Source organism: Pseudaestuariivita sp., from assembly GCF_052825805.1.
The window spans coordinates 405,741-419,212 of record NZ_JBRBVB010000003.1 but is presented as its reverse complement, the minus strand read 5'-3'; the positions used below and the strand labels follow the sequence as shown (position 1 = coordinate 419,212).

The 13,472-nt window shown below is 64.8% G+C and carries 13 protein-coding genes; 6 read left to right on the top strand and 7 right to left on the bottom strand.

Going from position 1 to position 13,472, the window contains the following annotated elements; genetic code table 11:
* Window positions 1-90: 90 nt before the first annotated feature.
* Entirely contained in the window at window positions 91-2,664 is a 2,574-nt protein-coding gene (leuS, locus tag ACU0B3_RS06325; RefSeq protein ID WP_446259980.1) for a leucine--tRNA ligase, read from the bottom strand.
* A 133-nt stretch (window positions 2,665-2,797) separates the two neighbouring features.
* Here leuS and ACU0B3_RS06320 point away from each other — a divergent pair, with 133 nt between their 5' ends.
* On the top strand, window positions 2,798-4,057 hold the full coding sequence (locus tag ACU0B3_RS06320; protein ID WP_446259979.1) for a glycosyltransferase: 1,260 nt from the start codon (window positions 2,798-2,800) through the stop codon (window positions 4,055-4,057).
* Window positions 4,058-4,066: 9 nt separating this feature from the next.
* On the opposite strand, the gene ACU0B3_RS06315 is transcribed toward ACU0B3_RS06320, so the two are convergent.
* Window positions 4,067-4,552, bottom strand: a complete 486-nt coding sequence (locus tag ACU0B3_RS06315) for a DUF3576 domain-containing protein (protein ID WP_446259978.1) — start codon at window positions 4,550-4,552, stop codon at window positions 4,067-4,069.
* 260 nt (window positions 4,553-4,812) lie between these two features.
* Between ACU0B3_RS06315 and ACU0B3_RS06310 the strand changes: the two genes are divergently transcribed.
* The 3 genes from ACU0B3_RS06310 (at window position 4,813) to ACU0B3_RS06300 (ending at window position 8,010) form a co-directional block, all read left to right on the top strand.
* Window positions 4,813-5,784, top strand: a complete 972-nt coding sequence (locus tag ACU0B3_RS06310; protein WP_446259977.1) for a porin — start codon at window positions 4,813-4,815, stop codon at window positions 5,782-5,784.
* 104 nt (window positions 5,785-5,888) lie between these two features.
* Complete coding sequence (locus ACU0B3_RS06305) at window positions 5,889-7,364, top strand: tetratricopeptide repeat-containing sulfotransferase family protein (protein ID WP_446259976.1); 1,476 nt, start codon at window positions 5,889-5,891, stop codon at window positions 7,362-7,364.
* Window positions 7,351-8,010, top strand: a complete 660-nt coding sequence (locus tag ACU0B3_RS06300; RefSeq protein WP_446259975.1) for a YggS family pyridoxal phosphate-dependent enzyme — start codon at window positions 7,351-7,353, stop codon at window positions 8,008-8,010. Before ACU0B3_RS06305 ends, ACU0B3_RS06300 begins: the two co-directional genes overlap by 14 nt.
* A gap of 199 nt (window positions 8,011-8,209) precedes the next feature.
* Here the strand turns inward: ACU0B3_RS06300 and ACU0B3_RS06295 are convergent, their stop codons facing one another.
* Both ACU0B3_RS06295 and ribA read right to left on the bottom strand, forming a co-directional pair.
* Entirely contained in the window at window positions 8,210-8,704 is a 495-nt protein-coding gene (locus ACU0B3_RS06295; RefSeq protein WP_446259974.1) for a L,D-transpeptidase family protein, read from the bottom strand.
* Window positions 8,701-9,774 (bottom strand): GTP cyclohydrolase II, encoded by a 1,074-nt coding sequence (ribA, locus tag ACU0B3_RS06290; protein WP_446259973.1) that lies wholly within the window; start codon window positions 9,772-9,774, stop codon window positions 8,701-8,703. Before ribA ends, ACU0B3_RS06295 begins: the two co-directional genes overlap by 4 nt.
* 168 nt (window positions 9,775-9,942) lie before the next feature.
* Between ribA and ACU0B3_RS06285 the strand changes: the two genes are divergently transcribed.
* Window positions 9,943-10,629 carry a response regulator transcription factor gene (locus tag ACU0B3_RS06285; protein ID WP_446259972.1) on the top strand — a complete coding sequence of 229 codons (687 nt, stop codon included), beginning with the start codon at window positions 9,943-9,945 and terminating at the stop codon, window positions 10,627-10,629.
* Between the two features lie 267 nt (window positions 10,630-10,896).
* Here ACU0B3_RS06285 and ACU0B3_RS06280 read toward each other — a convergent pair whose 3' ends face one another.
* Window positions 10,897-11,499 carry an exopolysaccharide biosynthesis protein gene (locus ACU0B3_RS06280; RefSeq protein ID WP_446259971.1) on the bottom strand — a complete coding sequence of 201 codons (603 nt, stop codon included), beginning with the start codon at window positions 11,497-11,499 and terminating at the stop codon, window positions 10,897-10,899.
* Between the two features lie 112 nt (window positions 11,500-11,611).
* Here ACU0B3_RS06280 and ACU0B3_RS06275 point away from each other — a divergent pair, with 112 nt between their 5' ends.
* Window positions 11,612-12,403, top strand: a complete 792-nt coding sequence (locus ACU0B3_RS06275; protein ID WP_446260208.1) for an exodeoxyribonuclease III — start codon at window positions 11,612-11,614, stop codon at window positions 12,401-12,403.
* A 63-nt stretch (window positions 12,404-12,466) separates the two neighbouring features.
* Here ACU0B3_RS06275 and ACU0B3_RS06270 read toward each other — a convergent pair whose 3' ends face one another.
* Together ACU0B3_RS06270 and ACU0B3_RS06265 are read right to left on the bottom strand one after the other, a co-directional pair.
* Window positions 12,467-12,628 (bottom strand): DUF1328 domain-containing protein, encoded by a 162-nt coding sequence (locus ACU0B3_RS06270; protein WP_446259970.1) that lies wholly within the window; start codon window positions 12,626-12,628, stop codon window positions 12,467-12,469.
* A gap of 84 nt (window positions 12,629-12,712) precedes the next feature.
* Entirely contained in the window at window positions 12,713-13,354 is a 642-nt protein-coding gene (locus ACU0B3_RS06265; protein WP_446259969.1) for an SGNH/GDSL hydrolase family protein, read from the bottom strand.
* Between the last annotated feature and the right edge of the window lie 118 nt (window positions 13,355-13,472).

Below are 13,472 nucleotides of genomic sequence, written 5' to 3'. Positions count from 1 at the left end.
AGCGCACGTCGGGTGAGAGGCCCCGGATCACATCCGGGGCGGGAGGGGCTGCAAGGTCCCGGGTTGAGCCCGGGACGGGTGGAGTTGAGGTCAGACGACAACGTTCACGATCCGGCCGGGGACGACGATCACCTTTTTCGGCGCTCCCCCGCCCAGCGCCTTGGCGACAGCCTCGTGCGCAAGCGCGATCTTTTCAACCTCGGCCTTGTCCATGTCTGCCGGTACGCTGATTTCCGCGCGGCGTTTGCCGTTGATCTGGATCGGGAGGGTCACGCTGTCTTCGGTCAGCTTGGCCTCGTCAGCGATGGGCCAGGGTGCGTTGGTGATAAGGCCCGTGCCGCCCTGGTGCGCCCAGATTTCCTCCGACAGGTGCGGGGTCATGGGCGACATGAGCTGCGCGAGCGTCTTGATCGCGGTGGTCTGCGCGTCCTTGCCAGCCTTGGATTTCTGCAAGGTGGCGGTGAAGGCGTAGAGCTTGGCGATGGCGGCGTTGAACCCGAAGCTTTCGATGTTGACGGTCACGTCGCGGATGGCCTTGTGCATCTCGCGCAGGAGGGCCTCGTCGGCTTCGGGGGAGGCCGCCTCGGACGGCAGTCTCGCGATCCGGTCGCCGATGTTCCAGACGCGGGCGAGGTGCTTGCTGGCGGCCTCGGCGCCCGACGCCGTCCATTCCACGTCCCGTTCGGGCGGCGAGTCGGAAAGCACGAACCAGCGCGCGGTGTCGGCGCCGTATTTGGAGATGATCTCCAGCGGGTTGACCACGTTGTTCTTGGATTTCGACATCTTGGCGGAGGGGACAATCTCCACCTCCGTTCCATCGGCGAGAAAGCCCGAGCCGTCGCGCAGGGTCACGTCCTCGGGGAAATGATATTTCGGCCGTCCGTCCGCGCCGGTTGTCTTGTAGATCGCGTGGGTCACCATGCCTTGGGTGAAGAGCGCGTCGAAGGGTTCCTTGGCGGTCTCGGGCAGGTGGCCGGTGATGTGCATCGCGCGGGCGAAGAAACGCGCGTAGAGCAGGTGCAGGATCGCGTGTTCGATCCCGCCGATATACTGGTCGACGTTCATCCAGTATTTGGCGTCGTCCATGTCGGTCGGCGTCTCGGCGCGCGGCGCGGTGAAGCGGGCGTAATACCAGGACGAATCGACGAACGTGTCCATCGTGTCCGTCTCGCGCTTGGCGGGTTTGCCGCAGGCGGGGCAGGGCACATTGCGCCACGTGGGGTGGCGGTCGAGCGGGTTGCCCGGGATCGAGAAGTCGATCGCCTCGTTGCCGTTGTCATAGGGCAGGGCGATGGGCAGGTTCTCTTTTTTCTCCGGGACAACGCCGCAGGCGTCGCAATGCACGACCGGGATCGGACAGCCCCAGTAGCGCTGGCGGGAGAGCCCCCAGTCGCGCAGGCGGTATTGCGTGACGCCCTGGCCGACGCCGTTTGCCTCACAAAAGTCGATGGTCGCGTCGATGGCCTCCTGGCCGGTGGTTTCGGGCTCCCAGTTGATGGGGCGCACCCACCAGACTTTTTCGGCCTTTGTCGGGACGAACGCCTCTTCGAGCTCCGGGGAGCTCGCCTCGGACGGCAGGAAAGTCGGGATGATCGGCAGGCCGTATTTCGTGGCGAAGTCAAAGTCGCGTTGGTCGTGCGCTGGGCAGCCGAAGATGGCTCCGGTGCCGTAGTCCATCAGGATGAAGTTCGCGATGTAGACCGGCAATTCCCAAGACGTGTCAAAGGGATGGCGGCAGGTGATGCCGGTGTCATACCCCAGCTTGGGTGCGGTCTCGATAGCCTCGGCGGTGGTCCCGCCCTTGCGCGCCTCAGCGCAGAACTCCGCGACCTTTGAGTCGTGTGCCTCGAGGTGTTTGGCGAGTGGGTGATCGGGCGAGATGCCGACGAAGGACGCGCCCATGAGCGTGTCCGGGCGGGTCGTGTAGACCTCGATCCGGTCGAACCCTTCAGGCGCTTCAGAGGTGGAGAAGGCGAACTGCAAACCGCGCGATTTGCCAATCCAGTTCTCTTGCATCAGGCGCACCTTGGCGGGCCACTCCTCGAGCCCGTCCAGAGCGTCGAGAAGCTCGCCCGACATGTCGGAGATTTTGAAGAACCACTGCGTGAGCTCGCGACGCTCGACCTCGGCACCCGAGCGCCAGCCCTTGCCGTCGATCACCTGCTCGTTGGCGAGCACGGTCATGTCGACCGGGTCCCAGTTCACCACGGCGTTCTTGCGGTAGACGAGGCCGGCCTCGAGAAAGTCGAGAAACAGCGCCTGTTGCTGGCCGTAGTATTCGGGGTCACAGGTGGCGAACATGCGCGACCAGTCGAGCGACAGGCCGAGCGGCTTCATCTGGCCCACCATCGTGTCGATGTTGGCGTAGGTCCAATCCTTGGGGTGACCGCCCGACGCCATCGCCGCGTTCTCGGCGGGCATGCCGAAGGCGTCGAACCCCATCGGGTGCAGCACGTTGTGCCCGGTCGAAATCTTGTAGCGCGCGACCACGTCGCCCATCGTGTAGTTGCGCACGTGACCCATGTGCAGGTTGCCCGACGGGTAGGGGAACATCTCGAGCACGTAATACTTGGGCTTGCTCTCGTCCCGGACGGCTTTGAAGGTCTCCGCCTCGGCCCAGGTGGCCTGCCATTTCGCTTCGAGGGTGGTGGCGTCGTAGGCCATCTGTCTGCTCCGGTCGGTTGCGCGGGGGTGTGATACGGCGGTCGCGGTGCAGCGTCCAGTGGCGCGCCTCGCTTTGCGGTTTGCGCCAGGGGTGCTACACCGCAGCAAAAGCCCGACAAAAGGCACGCCGTCGATGCAGATCCTGATCATTCACCAGAATTTCCCCGGCCAGTACAAGCACCTCGCCCCGGCGCTGGCGCAGGCCGGGCATATGGTCGTCGCGCTGACCCCCAAGGTTGATAAGCCGACCAAGTGGAACGGTGTGCAGGTGATCCCCTACAAGATCGAGGGCGGCTCGACGCAGGGCATCCACCCGCTTGTGTCGGATTTCGAGACCAAGGTGGTGCGCGGGTTCTCCTGCATGAAGGCGGCCCGCCAGCTCAAGGAGAAGGGGCTGAACCCCGCGGTGATCCTCGCGCATCACGGGTGGGGGGAGAGCCTTTACCTTAAGGACGTCTGGCCTGAAGCGCGGCTGGGGCTCTATTGCGAGCTTTACCACCTCGACGAGGAGCCGCATCTGAACTTTGACCCGGAGTTCCCGAGCCGTGCACCCGAGCTCGACCCGGTGCGCATTCGGATGAAGAACCTCAACAACCGCCTGCATTTCGAGGTGGCGAGCGCGGGGATTTCCCCGACCAAGTTCCAGGCCGACACCTTCCCCCAGCCCTTCCGCGACAAGATCACCGTGGCGCATGACGGGATCGACACGGACCTGCTGGTGCAAAACCCCGACGCGCGGCTCGAGATCCCGGACGGTCCGGTGCTGACGCGCGACGACGAAGTCATCACCTTCATCAACCGCAACCTCGAGCCGTACCGCGGTTATCACATCTTTATGCGGGCGCTGCCGGACCTGCTGAGGCGCCGCCCGAGCGCACAGGTGGTGATGCTGGGCGGGGACGAGGTGTCCTACGGGGCGAGCGCGCCAAAAGGGCAGACGTGGAAGCAGATCTTTATCGACGAAGTGCGGCCGCGGATCTCGGACGCGGACTGGGCGCGGGTGCATATGCTGGGGCGCGTGCCGTACCCGACATTCATGGCGATGCAGCAGGTGAGCCGGGTCCACGTCTACCTGACCTATCCGTTTGTGCTGAGCTGGTCGCTTTTGGAATCGATGAGCGTCGAGGCGGCGATTGTCGCAAGCGACACGGCGCCCGTGAAAGAGGTCATCGAGGACGGCAAGACCGGCTGGCTCACGGACTTCTTCGACACCGACGCATTGACGGACAAAGTGTGCCGATTGCTGGACGATCCCGAGGCGCGGGAGGCCATGGGCAAGGCAGCACGGGCGTTCGTGGTCAAGAACTACGACCTGCGCTCGACCTGTCTGCCGCAGCACGTCGACTGGGTGCACCGGCTCGCAACGCTGCCGGCGCCGAAACCCATGGCCTGAGGTGAAACCTTAAAAGCGGCTGTCGCGGTCGCGCAGCTGGCGCGCGCGGGTCATGATGGCGTCCTCGACGGCGCGCTGGGTGCCGACGCTGACCGGACCCGAACGGGTCTGCAGTGCGAGGTTCAGCGAGCGGGCGTCGAGCGCCGGATCGCTGATCAGGATCGTCGCGCGGTAGGCGCGGCCGGTGCCCGGAGGTGTGCCGTAACCGGTGACGATCGTGCCCGTGAACGGGTCAACCGATTGAACCGGCAGGAAATTCAGGACTTCGAGCGAGGCGTTCCACAGGTACTTGTTCACACCGCCGACCTTGGCCGGGTCCGTGCGGCTAAAGAGGACGTCGCGCAGACGCGAGGGCGGGCGCCGGCGGTCCTGGTAGATCACCTCGTCCGTCAGCTCTTCTGCGGTCTTGCTGCGTTCGGCAAAGTTGGGACCGCACCCCGCAAGCACGGCTGCCGCGAGAAGGCTCATAAGAGGAATGCGAAGTGCTGCGATCATGTCCCTGCTCCGTGCAGACGCCTGCCTTCACTCCTATTAGACCGCCCTGCGAAATGGGACAAGCCACTGTGCAAACGGCGGGAATTCGCCGCTTTGGCAGGGTGGTCCGGGGGCTTGTGGCAAATGCGCATCACTGTGGCACTTGTTGGGCACCCTTGTGGCAGTCCGCATTGCCAAGTCTGGGGGTGCGTGAGCATACAACCTTCATCAAGGCCGGAGCACCGGCTTGGTACGTGCCTTACGAACACATGAGGGAAACTATGAAATCGGTTCTTTTCGCAACCACAGCGTTGGTCGCAACCGCCGGTATCGCTTCCGCAGACATCGCACTCTCCGGCTCCGCCGAAATGGGTGTTGTGGGCGGCGACGTTTACGGCGACGAAACACAATTCTGGACGGACATCGACGTGACGTTCTCCATGTCGGGTGAAACCGACAACGGCCTGTCGTTCACCGCGACTGTCGACCTGGACGAGAACGGCGCATTCGCCGGCACGACCCAAGGCGGCGAAACCATCGCGATCTCCGGTGGCGGCGCAACCCTGACCATGGGTGACACCGACGGCGCATTCGACGCGGCTCTGACCGAAGTCGGCATCGGCGGCTCGATCGACGACGCGCACACCGCGCACGTTGGTTACTCGGGCAACTCCGGCTTCGACGGCACCTACGACGGCCAAGTCGCGCGCTTCACGTATGCCTTCGAAGGCTTCACCGGCCACGTGTCGGCTGAAATCGACGACACCGGCAACGGCGACCCGGTCTGGGGTGTGGGTGTGTCCTACTCCGCAAACCTGGCAGGTCTGTCGCTCGGCGTTGGCCTCGGCTACCAAACCACCGACGGCGGCACCGTGACGCTCGGATCGTCCAACGGTGGCGGTGTTCCGGTCGTGACCGCGTTTGATGACGTCTACGGTATCTCGCTCAGCACCACGTTCGACAACGGCCTGCAGGCGGTTGTGAACTACTCGCAGTTCTCCGGCGACAACGTCGACGACCTGACCCACACCGCAATCGGCCTCGGCTACGCGATGAACGCGCTGACCATCGGCTTCAACTACGGTGTGTACGAGCAGGACGGCGACAGCGTGTCGGGCTACGGCCTCGCGGTTGACTACGACCTCGGCGGCGGCGCACAGGTTCAGTTCGGCTACGGCTCGAGCGACCTGGACGACATCGGCGGCCCGGACAGCTTCGACCAGTACTCGCTGGGTATCTCGATGAGCTTCTAAGTTCCTCTCGGAACTTGGTGGGAAGAGCGGGCCATTGGTCCGCTCTTTTCCGTTTGAACAGCGCCAATTGAACTGCGACAGTCCCACGCCCACAGGAGAGCCGCATGGCCAAGCCGACGCACGCCCAGCTCAGCCAGATGTTCGACGCGGCCAAGCTCAAGCTCGACACCGGGGACGTTAATGGTGCGGCGCAGGCATTTCAGGACCTGGCGCACCTGGCGCCGAATGTGCCGAGTGTGGCGCTGATGCAGGGCGTGATCGCCGCGCGCCTCAATCTACATGAGACAGCGCTCGAGCACCTCGAGCACGCGGACCGCTTGCAGTCCGGCAACGTCGCCACGCTCAAGGCGCTCGCAGGCGCATACGAGGCGACCGGAGCCTTTGACAAGGCCGCCGCCATCTTCGATCAACTGATCGCGAAAACGCCAGACACGATCCAGTGGTCCACCGAAAAGGCGCTGTTCCTGCAGCGCATCGGCCGGTTCGAGGCGGCAGGCAAGCTGCTGCGGCGCCTGATCAAGAAGAAGCCCGATGACGGGTTCCTCTACCGCATGATCACCGTCACCGAAAAACTCAAACCCAACGACCCGCTGCTGCGCCCCATGATAAAGGCGGTTAAGGCCCCCAAGACCATCCCCATGCACCGAGCCCAGTTCGGCTTTGCCCTGTCCAAGGTCATGTCGGATCTCGGGAAACACGACCAGGTCTTCCCCTATCTCGACATCGCCAACAGCACCGAGCGCGCTCGCCGGCCCTTCAAATACGCGTCGCTGCACAAAGAGATCTGGGACCTGATCAACGCGCAGGATGTTCGTGACTTCCCGTCGCGCGAGGACAGCACCGACGGCTTCCGCCCGATATTCATCGTCGGCACGCCCCGCAGCGGGACGACATTGATCGAACGCGTGCTCGCTGCGCACCCGCAGGTCGGCAGCATCGGTGAGTCGTCCTTTGCAACGCGCGGCATCTCTGTGCTGATGGGCAAGGCGCCGCACTACACGCCGCTGTCGCAGGTGACCGGGGACAAGGTCGACGGGTATCGCCGCGCCTACATGCGCCACGCGCAGCGCCAGCTTGGCGCGGCGTGCAGCACGTCGGTCGACAAGACCATGCACGTGCACAGCGCACTCGGCGCAATCCGCTACGCCATGCCGGCGGCGCGGTTGGTGGTGATCCACCGCGATCCTCGCGACGTGGCCGTCTCGATGTACCGCAACCTCTTTGTCGAGGATTCGCACCGCTACACCAACGATCTCGGTGATATCGCGCGCTACATCCATGACTTTAACCAGGCGATCGAGCACTGGCGCGGGATCCTGCCCGAGGCGCCCTACGACCTCGAGTACGAGGCGTTTGTGGCTGACCCCGAGGCGCAGACCCGCGCCCTTCTCGAGGCAGTAGGTCTTCCATGGGACGACGCATGCCTGCGCCCGCACGAATCCGGCGCTGCGGTCAAGACGCTGAGCCTCCACCAAGTGCGTCAGCCGATCTACAAATCGAGCGCCAAGGCATGGCAGCGCTACGGCGACGCGCTCAAACCGTTTGACGAGGTGTGGGAGGCGCTCAATGGGGCTGGCTGACATTCAGGCCAAGGTGGCCGAGGCATGCGAGAAGGCAGGGCGCGACCCGGCGGACGTGACGCTGATTGCGGTCTCCAAGGTGCAGCCGAACGAGCGCGTGCGCGCCGTGCTCGAAGAGGGTCACCGCAGCTTTGGCGAGAACCGCGTGCAGGAGGCGGCTGGCAAATGGCCGGACTTCCGGCAGGAGTTCGACAACGTCGACCTGCACATCATCGGCCCCCTCCAGACCAACAAGGCCCGGCAGGCGATGGAGCTGGCGCAGGCGATCCATTCCCTCGACCGCCCCAAGCTGGCCACGACGCTCGCGCGGCTCGCGCAAGAGACGGGCAGCTGCCCGGACCTCTTCATCCAGGTGAACACCGGGGAGGAGGCGCAGAAGGCAGGCGTCATGCCCGCTGAGGTGGATGCCTTCGTGGCCGAGTGCCGTGGGCTCGACTTGCCGGTCAAAGGGCTGATGTGCATCCCGCCGGTGGAGGAGACGCCGTCGCTCCATTTCGCGCTCCTCGCCAAGATGGCGGCGCGCAACGGGCTTTCAGGGCTCTCGATGGGGATGAGCAGCGATTTCGACCAGGCCATCGCCTTTGGCGCCACGCACGTCCGCGTCGGCTCCGCGATCTTTGGCGAGCGCGTGCCGCCGGCGGGTTGAGCTCCGTGCGGTCATCTTGATCTGAATTCGTGTGCAACGTGGGTGCACGCGCCGTCCCGCGGGGTGGCGCAATCGCGCCGCCCGTTTTGCCGAAGGCAAACCTACGGTTTGACTGGGGCGGGTCGGCGCGGCCTGACGGTTCCCGTCAGGCGGGTGCTTTGATTTTAGCGACGGAGCGTCGAGTCAAAGATCGCCAGCTCTAACGCACAATCAGCCGCGACCCAAACGACAACCTCTGCGTGATCTCCAACAGATGATCCGGGCGTAAGGCCACACAGCCTTCCGTCGGATAACCCGGTCGCCGCCATCTGTGCAGAAAGATCGCCGACCCGCGCCCCGCCACCGGATACGGCCAATTCCAGTCGGTGAGCAGCACCAGATCATAGAGCCTGTCCGCCCGCCGCAACCGCTCGTGACTGCCGTCATACGGCGCGCGCACCATCAGGTTGTAGTCCGGCAGCGCCGCGTCGTCCGACCAAAGGTCTCCCGGCCGGATCGGCACCGCCCACGGCACAGGCCGCGCCATCCTGTCAGGTCGATAGAGACATCCGACGATCCGGTGCACTCCGCGCGGTGTCGCCCCGTCACCCTCGCGCTTGCGACCCGAGATCCCGCCATTGCCAATGGTGCAGGGATAATACCGTCCCCTAAACCGGAGCCCCCGCCGCGTGAGCACCAGATCATCGGGTGTCACAGCAGATGCCCCGACTTGGCCGCCTTGGTCGCCAGATAGGCGCGGTTCTGCGCCGTCTCCCCGACCTTCAACGGCACGCGCTCGGCGACGGTGATCCCCTGCTCCTCCATCATCGCGATCTTGGCCGGGTTGTTCGTCAGGAGCCGCACCGCGCTCACGCCCATCTCGCGCAGGATCGCAGAGCCCAGGCGAAAGTCGCGCTCGTCGTCCTCGAATCCCAGCCGGTGATTGGCCTCGACCGTGTCGAATCCCTGATCCTGCAGCGCATAGGCGCGCATCTTGTTGGCCAGCCCGATCCCGCGCCCCTCCTGATTGAGGTAGAGCAGAATACCGGCACCCTCCCGGCCCATCTGCGTCAGCGCGGCGTTCAGCTGCGGACCGCAATCGCATTTGAGCGAGCCAAGGACGTCCCCGGTGAAACACGCCGAGTGCAGGCGGACAAGCACCGGTGCCGCGCGGTCCGGCCTGCCGATCTCGACCGCATAATGCTCTTCCCCGCCATCGCCGGGACGGAACACCTGCACCCGGCCCGCCTGGCTCGCCACCATCGGAACGCGCGCACCCGAGACGCGGCCCAGCTGCCGCTCGGGTCCCGCATCCCGCGGCACGTCGTGCAGGTCCAGCACCGTGAGGCCGGGGTCGATGTCGCGCACGGGGACGGTCAGCACCGCAGGCAGAAGATGCGCCGACTTGGCCAGCGCAATGCCCGCGCGCGCCACATCCGCCCGTCCCTCTCGCAGGCCTTGAAACGGCCCCTTCATCGGATGCGCAAGGTCGAGCGACGGATCCGCCAGCGCCCGCACGTCCATCGCCGAGTGATGCTGCGCCAGCGCGATGCGCGCGAGATCGCCGTCATAGGGGCGCAGCTTGAGCGTCTCTGCCCGCCAGACGGTCAGCGCGATTTCCACGCCTTCGAGCCGTTTCAACGCCTCGAAATGCGCGGCATCCAGCGTCTCCACCGCGAACACAAGCCACGCCCCGGCGCCGTCCCGCACCACAATCGGCTGTCCCAGACGCAAATCCGTGCGCGCCCGGGCGACCATTTGTGTTTCATTCGGCGCAAAGCTCACCGCGCAAGACCCCTATTCTCACCGGTCCGTGATCGCAAAGGGGCGATTTTTGAAACAAATCTCGCACCCGTTAACCCGCCATACACGAGCCTGTGAGAGTGATGCAGCAAATCTTGAGCGAACGGAAGGTTGGGCGCATCTTTGCCTCGACACGCAAGGGAGGCCCCGATGGCTCAGCTCAAAAACATCCTTCTGGTCGACGACGACGACGATCTGCGCGAGGCGCTTAGCGAGCAGCTGGTGATGACCGAAGATTTCGAGGTGTTCGAGGCCGACAGCGGCGCCACCGCCATGGAGCGCGTGCGCGACCAGCTCTTTGATCTGGTGATCCTCGACGTGGGCCTGCCGGACACCGACGGGCGCGAGCTTTGCCGGCTCATGCGTAAGCAGGGGGTCAAAAGCCCGATCCTGATGCTGACCGGCCATGACACCGACGCCGACACCATCCTGGGTCTCGATGCGGGCGCGAACGACTACGTCTCCAAACCCTTCAAGTTTCCGGTGCTCCTCGCACGCATCCGCGCTCAGCTGCGCCAGCACGAACAGTCCGAAGATGCCGTCTTCGCGCTGGGACCTTACACGTTCAAACCAGCGATGAAGCAGCTGGTGACCGAGGACGACAAGAAAATCCGCCTGACCGAGAAAGAGACGAACATCCTCAAGTTCCTCTACCGCTCGACCACCGGCGTCGTGCCGCGCGATGTGCTGCTGCACGAGGTCTGGGGCTACAACGCGGGTGTCACGACCCACACGCTCGAGACGCATATTTACCGGCTTCGTCAAAAAATCGAACCAGATCCGTCAAATGCGCGCCTTCTTGTGACCGAATCTGGTGGGTACAGGCTTGTGAGCTAACCGAATCCCGCGACTGGCCGGGTTACGCCAGTCATCCTCCCTGTTGACTGGCCCGGGCATGTCCCGGGTCTTTTTTTGTTTGATGGTGGGTGAGTTCAGACCTGATATTGCTGGCCTAATCCAAAGGTCCCGCCTGACAGGTACTGTCAGGCCGCGCCGACCCGCCCCCCTGGGGCGGCGCGATTGCGCCACCCCGCGGGACGGCGCGTGCACGTCTGATCCTCATGTACTGTACTAAAGGCCGCCTGCTTCAAGAGGAGGCACTTCTCAGCCGATCAACCGCACCGCCACCGTCACCGGAATAGCCGTCGCGGCGGCCACCACTGTCAGCCCCGCCAACACCAAAAGCCCGTCGCGCACAAAAAGGCCAAGCGCCATCAGCGCCACGGCGCCGCCAAAGATGGACGAGGAAAACGGGACGAACTCCAACACCGGCATGATCAGCCCGATCACCACGATCAGCGACAACACCAGCGTCGCTACTGGAGGCCGGGTCAGCACTCCGAGCCGGCCTGCGGTGGTCACCCGGTCAATCCTCTGCGCAATGCCGCGTAGCCGCGCGAGCGCGCGTCCCAGCCGCGTGCCGGAAACGCTTCGCTTGGCGAGCGGGCTTGGCAGGCGAGGACGATCGCGCCCGATCAGCATCTGCCCGGCGGTCAAGACCATGACCAGCCCGACCAACGTCGAAAAGAGCGGCACGCCGCTCAGCGGCGATACCAGCACCAGCCCAAGCAGCATCAGCACCGGAAGCGGGCCGGTCGGGCCCACGGCTCCAACCATGTCACCGACCGACACTTCCGGCCTGTCCCGCATGGTCGCCACCCGGTTCAGCGTCTGCCGCACCGGGGCGTCTGTCGTGCGCGCAGTCATGCGGTTCAAACGCGCCCTGCGCGTGGCCGGTTCCGCCGCGGCGGATGCCGGCACTGGCGCCGCCGCGCCCTTCGGCGTAGAGGAGGCGGACCGCAATTCCGAGAGGTTCGCCATGCCGTTCACCCTTGCTACGTGGAACATCAACTCCGTCCGGCTGCGCGCACCTCTGGTGACACGGCTGCTGCAGGATCACGCTCCAGATGTGCTCTGCCTGCAGGAGTGCAAGACCCCGGTCGACAAGTTTCCGCGAGAGGCGTTCGAGGCGCTGGGCTACGCCCATCTCGAGGCCGAGGGACAAAAGGGCTACAACGGTGTCGCGATCCTGTCCAAGCTGCCGTTGCAGCGGCAGGAGACGTTCGACTTCGCCGGCCTCGGTCATGCACGGCACGTTGCGGCGACACTGCCGAACGGGGTGACGGTGCACAACTTTTACGTGCCGGCGGGCGGCGACAAGCCCGACCGCTCCGTGAACGAGAAGTTCGGCCAGAAGCTCGACTACCTCACCGACATGCGCGACTGGTGCCACAGCGCAAAGCCCGCGCGGTCGATCCTGGTGGGCGATCTCAACATCGCCCCGCGCGAGGACGACGTCTGGAACCACAAGCAACTGCTCAAGGTCGTCAGCCATACGCCGGTCGAGGTCGATCACCTGGCCGACGTGCAGGAGGCGGGCGGCTGGGTGGATGTCACCCGCAAGGACATTCCCGCAGGCAATCTCTACAGCTGGTGGTCCTACCGCTCTCCCGACTGGGACGGCGCGGACAAGGGGCGGCGCCTGGACCACGTCTGGGCGACCCCCGACATTGCAGGCGCCGCGCACTCCAGCCGCATCCTGCGAGTTGCACGCGGGTGGGAACAGCCAAGCGACCATGCGCCGGTCTTTGCGACATTTGACATCGACTAAAGCCACGCAACGAAAAAGGCGCACCCATTTGGATGCGCCTTTGCGTTCAGACTGCAGCAACCGCTACCCGCGTACCGCACGTGCGATGAGCGAGACGACGAACAGCACCAGAAAGATCACGAACAGGATCTGCGCGATGCCAGCTGAGGCTCCGGCGATGCCGCCAAAGCCGAGAACGCCAGCGATGATGGCGACGATAAAGAACGTAAGTGCCCAACCAAGCATAGGTTTTCTCCTTATTAAAAGCAGGGGACGCGGGATGCGTCGTTGAGCAGCTAACGTGGAAACCGGCGCCTAGGTTCCGCCGGCCTAGACTAGCGAGCGCACCGTGCGCGCCACGGCACGCCCGAGAACAGCATGCGCCTCGGCGTCGAAATGCACACCATCGACCGGGCTGACGGAGATCAGGGAGCCGGCGTCGAGGAACCGCACATCGCGTGCCGTGCAAAGTGTGGCGCAAAGGTCTGCAAGCTTGGCCGAAACTCCCTCGGCGCCCATGAACATGTCCGCAAGAACGCCCCTCTCCTGCACCGGCGGCGGGCAGATCACGAGCACCTTGAGCCCCGGATGCGCCTCCTGCACATCGGGCAAAACCACGAGATCGAGCAGCCCGGCGATCCCGCCCATGATCTGCATCGGGGTCGCGGCGAACCGTGTCTTGGTGTCGTTGGTGCCGAGCATGATCGTCAGCACGTCGACCGGCGCATGCGACTTGAGTGCGATCATCAGGCCCGTGCCGCCGTCCATCTCCACCAGCGATCCGGGGTCGCTGCGGCAGGTGGTGCGGCCGGGCAAGCCCTCCTCGACGAGGTGCCAGCCCTCCCCGAGCGCCTCGAGCATGACCCGCGGCCAGCGTTCGGTCAGACCGTGCCGGCCTCCGGGGCTTCCATCTGCCGGAAGGGGCATGGTCCCGTGGGTGTTGCTGTCGCCAAATGTCAGGATCGTGCGCATGGTCGAAGCGTAGCGACCTCGTTGCCACGCTGCAATGACGCGGCGTCACGGTCGGGTTTTCCTGCCCCAATTGTGCCATGGCTTTTGTGTTAGCCTCGGCCTGTAAGCGTGTGGGAGT

Bases quoted from the DNA above. Each gene is read 5' to 3' on its own strand.
- leuS (WP_446259980.1), bottom strand. From the start codon at position 2,664: ATGGCCTACGACGCCACCACCCTCGAAGCGAAATGGCAGGCCACCTGG.
- ACU0B3_RS06320 (WP_446259979.1), top strand. From the start codon at position 2,798: ATGCAGATCCTGATCATTCACCAGAATTTCCCCGGCCAGTACAAGCAC.
- ACU0B3_RS06315 (WP_446259978.1), bottom strand. From the start codon at position 4,552: ATGATCGCAGCACTTCGCATTCCTCTTATGAGCCTTCTCGCGGCAGCC.
- ACU0B3_RS06310 (WP_446259977.1), top strand. From the start codon at position 4,813: ATGAAATCGGTTCTTTTCGCAACCACAGCGTTGGTCGCAACCGCCGGT.
- ACU0B3_RS06305 (WP_446259976.1), top strand. From the start codon at position 5,889: ATGGCCAAGCCGACGCACGCCCAGCTCAGCCAGATGTTCGACGCGGCC.
- ACU0B3_RS06300 (WP_446259975.1), top strand. From the start codon at position 7,351: ATGGGGCTGGCTGACATTCAGGCCAAGGTGGCCGAGGCATGCGAGAAG.
- ACU0B3_RS06285 (WP_446259972.1), top strand. From the start codon at position 9,943: ATGGCTCAGCTCAAAAACATCCTTCTGGTCGACGACGACGACGATCTG.
- ACU0B3_RS06280 (WP_446259971.1), bottom strand. From the start codon at position 11,499: ATGACTGCGCGCACGACAGACGCCCCGGTGCGGCAGACGCTGAACCGG.
- ACU0B3_RS06275 (WP_446260208.1), top strand. From the start codon at position 11,612: ATGCCGTTCACCCTTGCTACGTGGAACATCAACTCCGTCCGGCTGCGC.
- ACU0B3_RS06270 (WP_446259970.1), bottom strand. From the start codon at position 12,628: ATGCTTGGTTGGGCACTTACGTTCTTTATCGTCGCCATCATCGCTGGC.
- ACU0B3_RS06265 (WP_446259969.1), bottom strand. From the start codon at position 13,354: ATGCGCACGATCCTGACATTTGGCGACAGCAACACCCACGGGACCATG.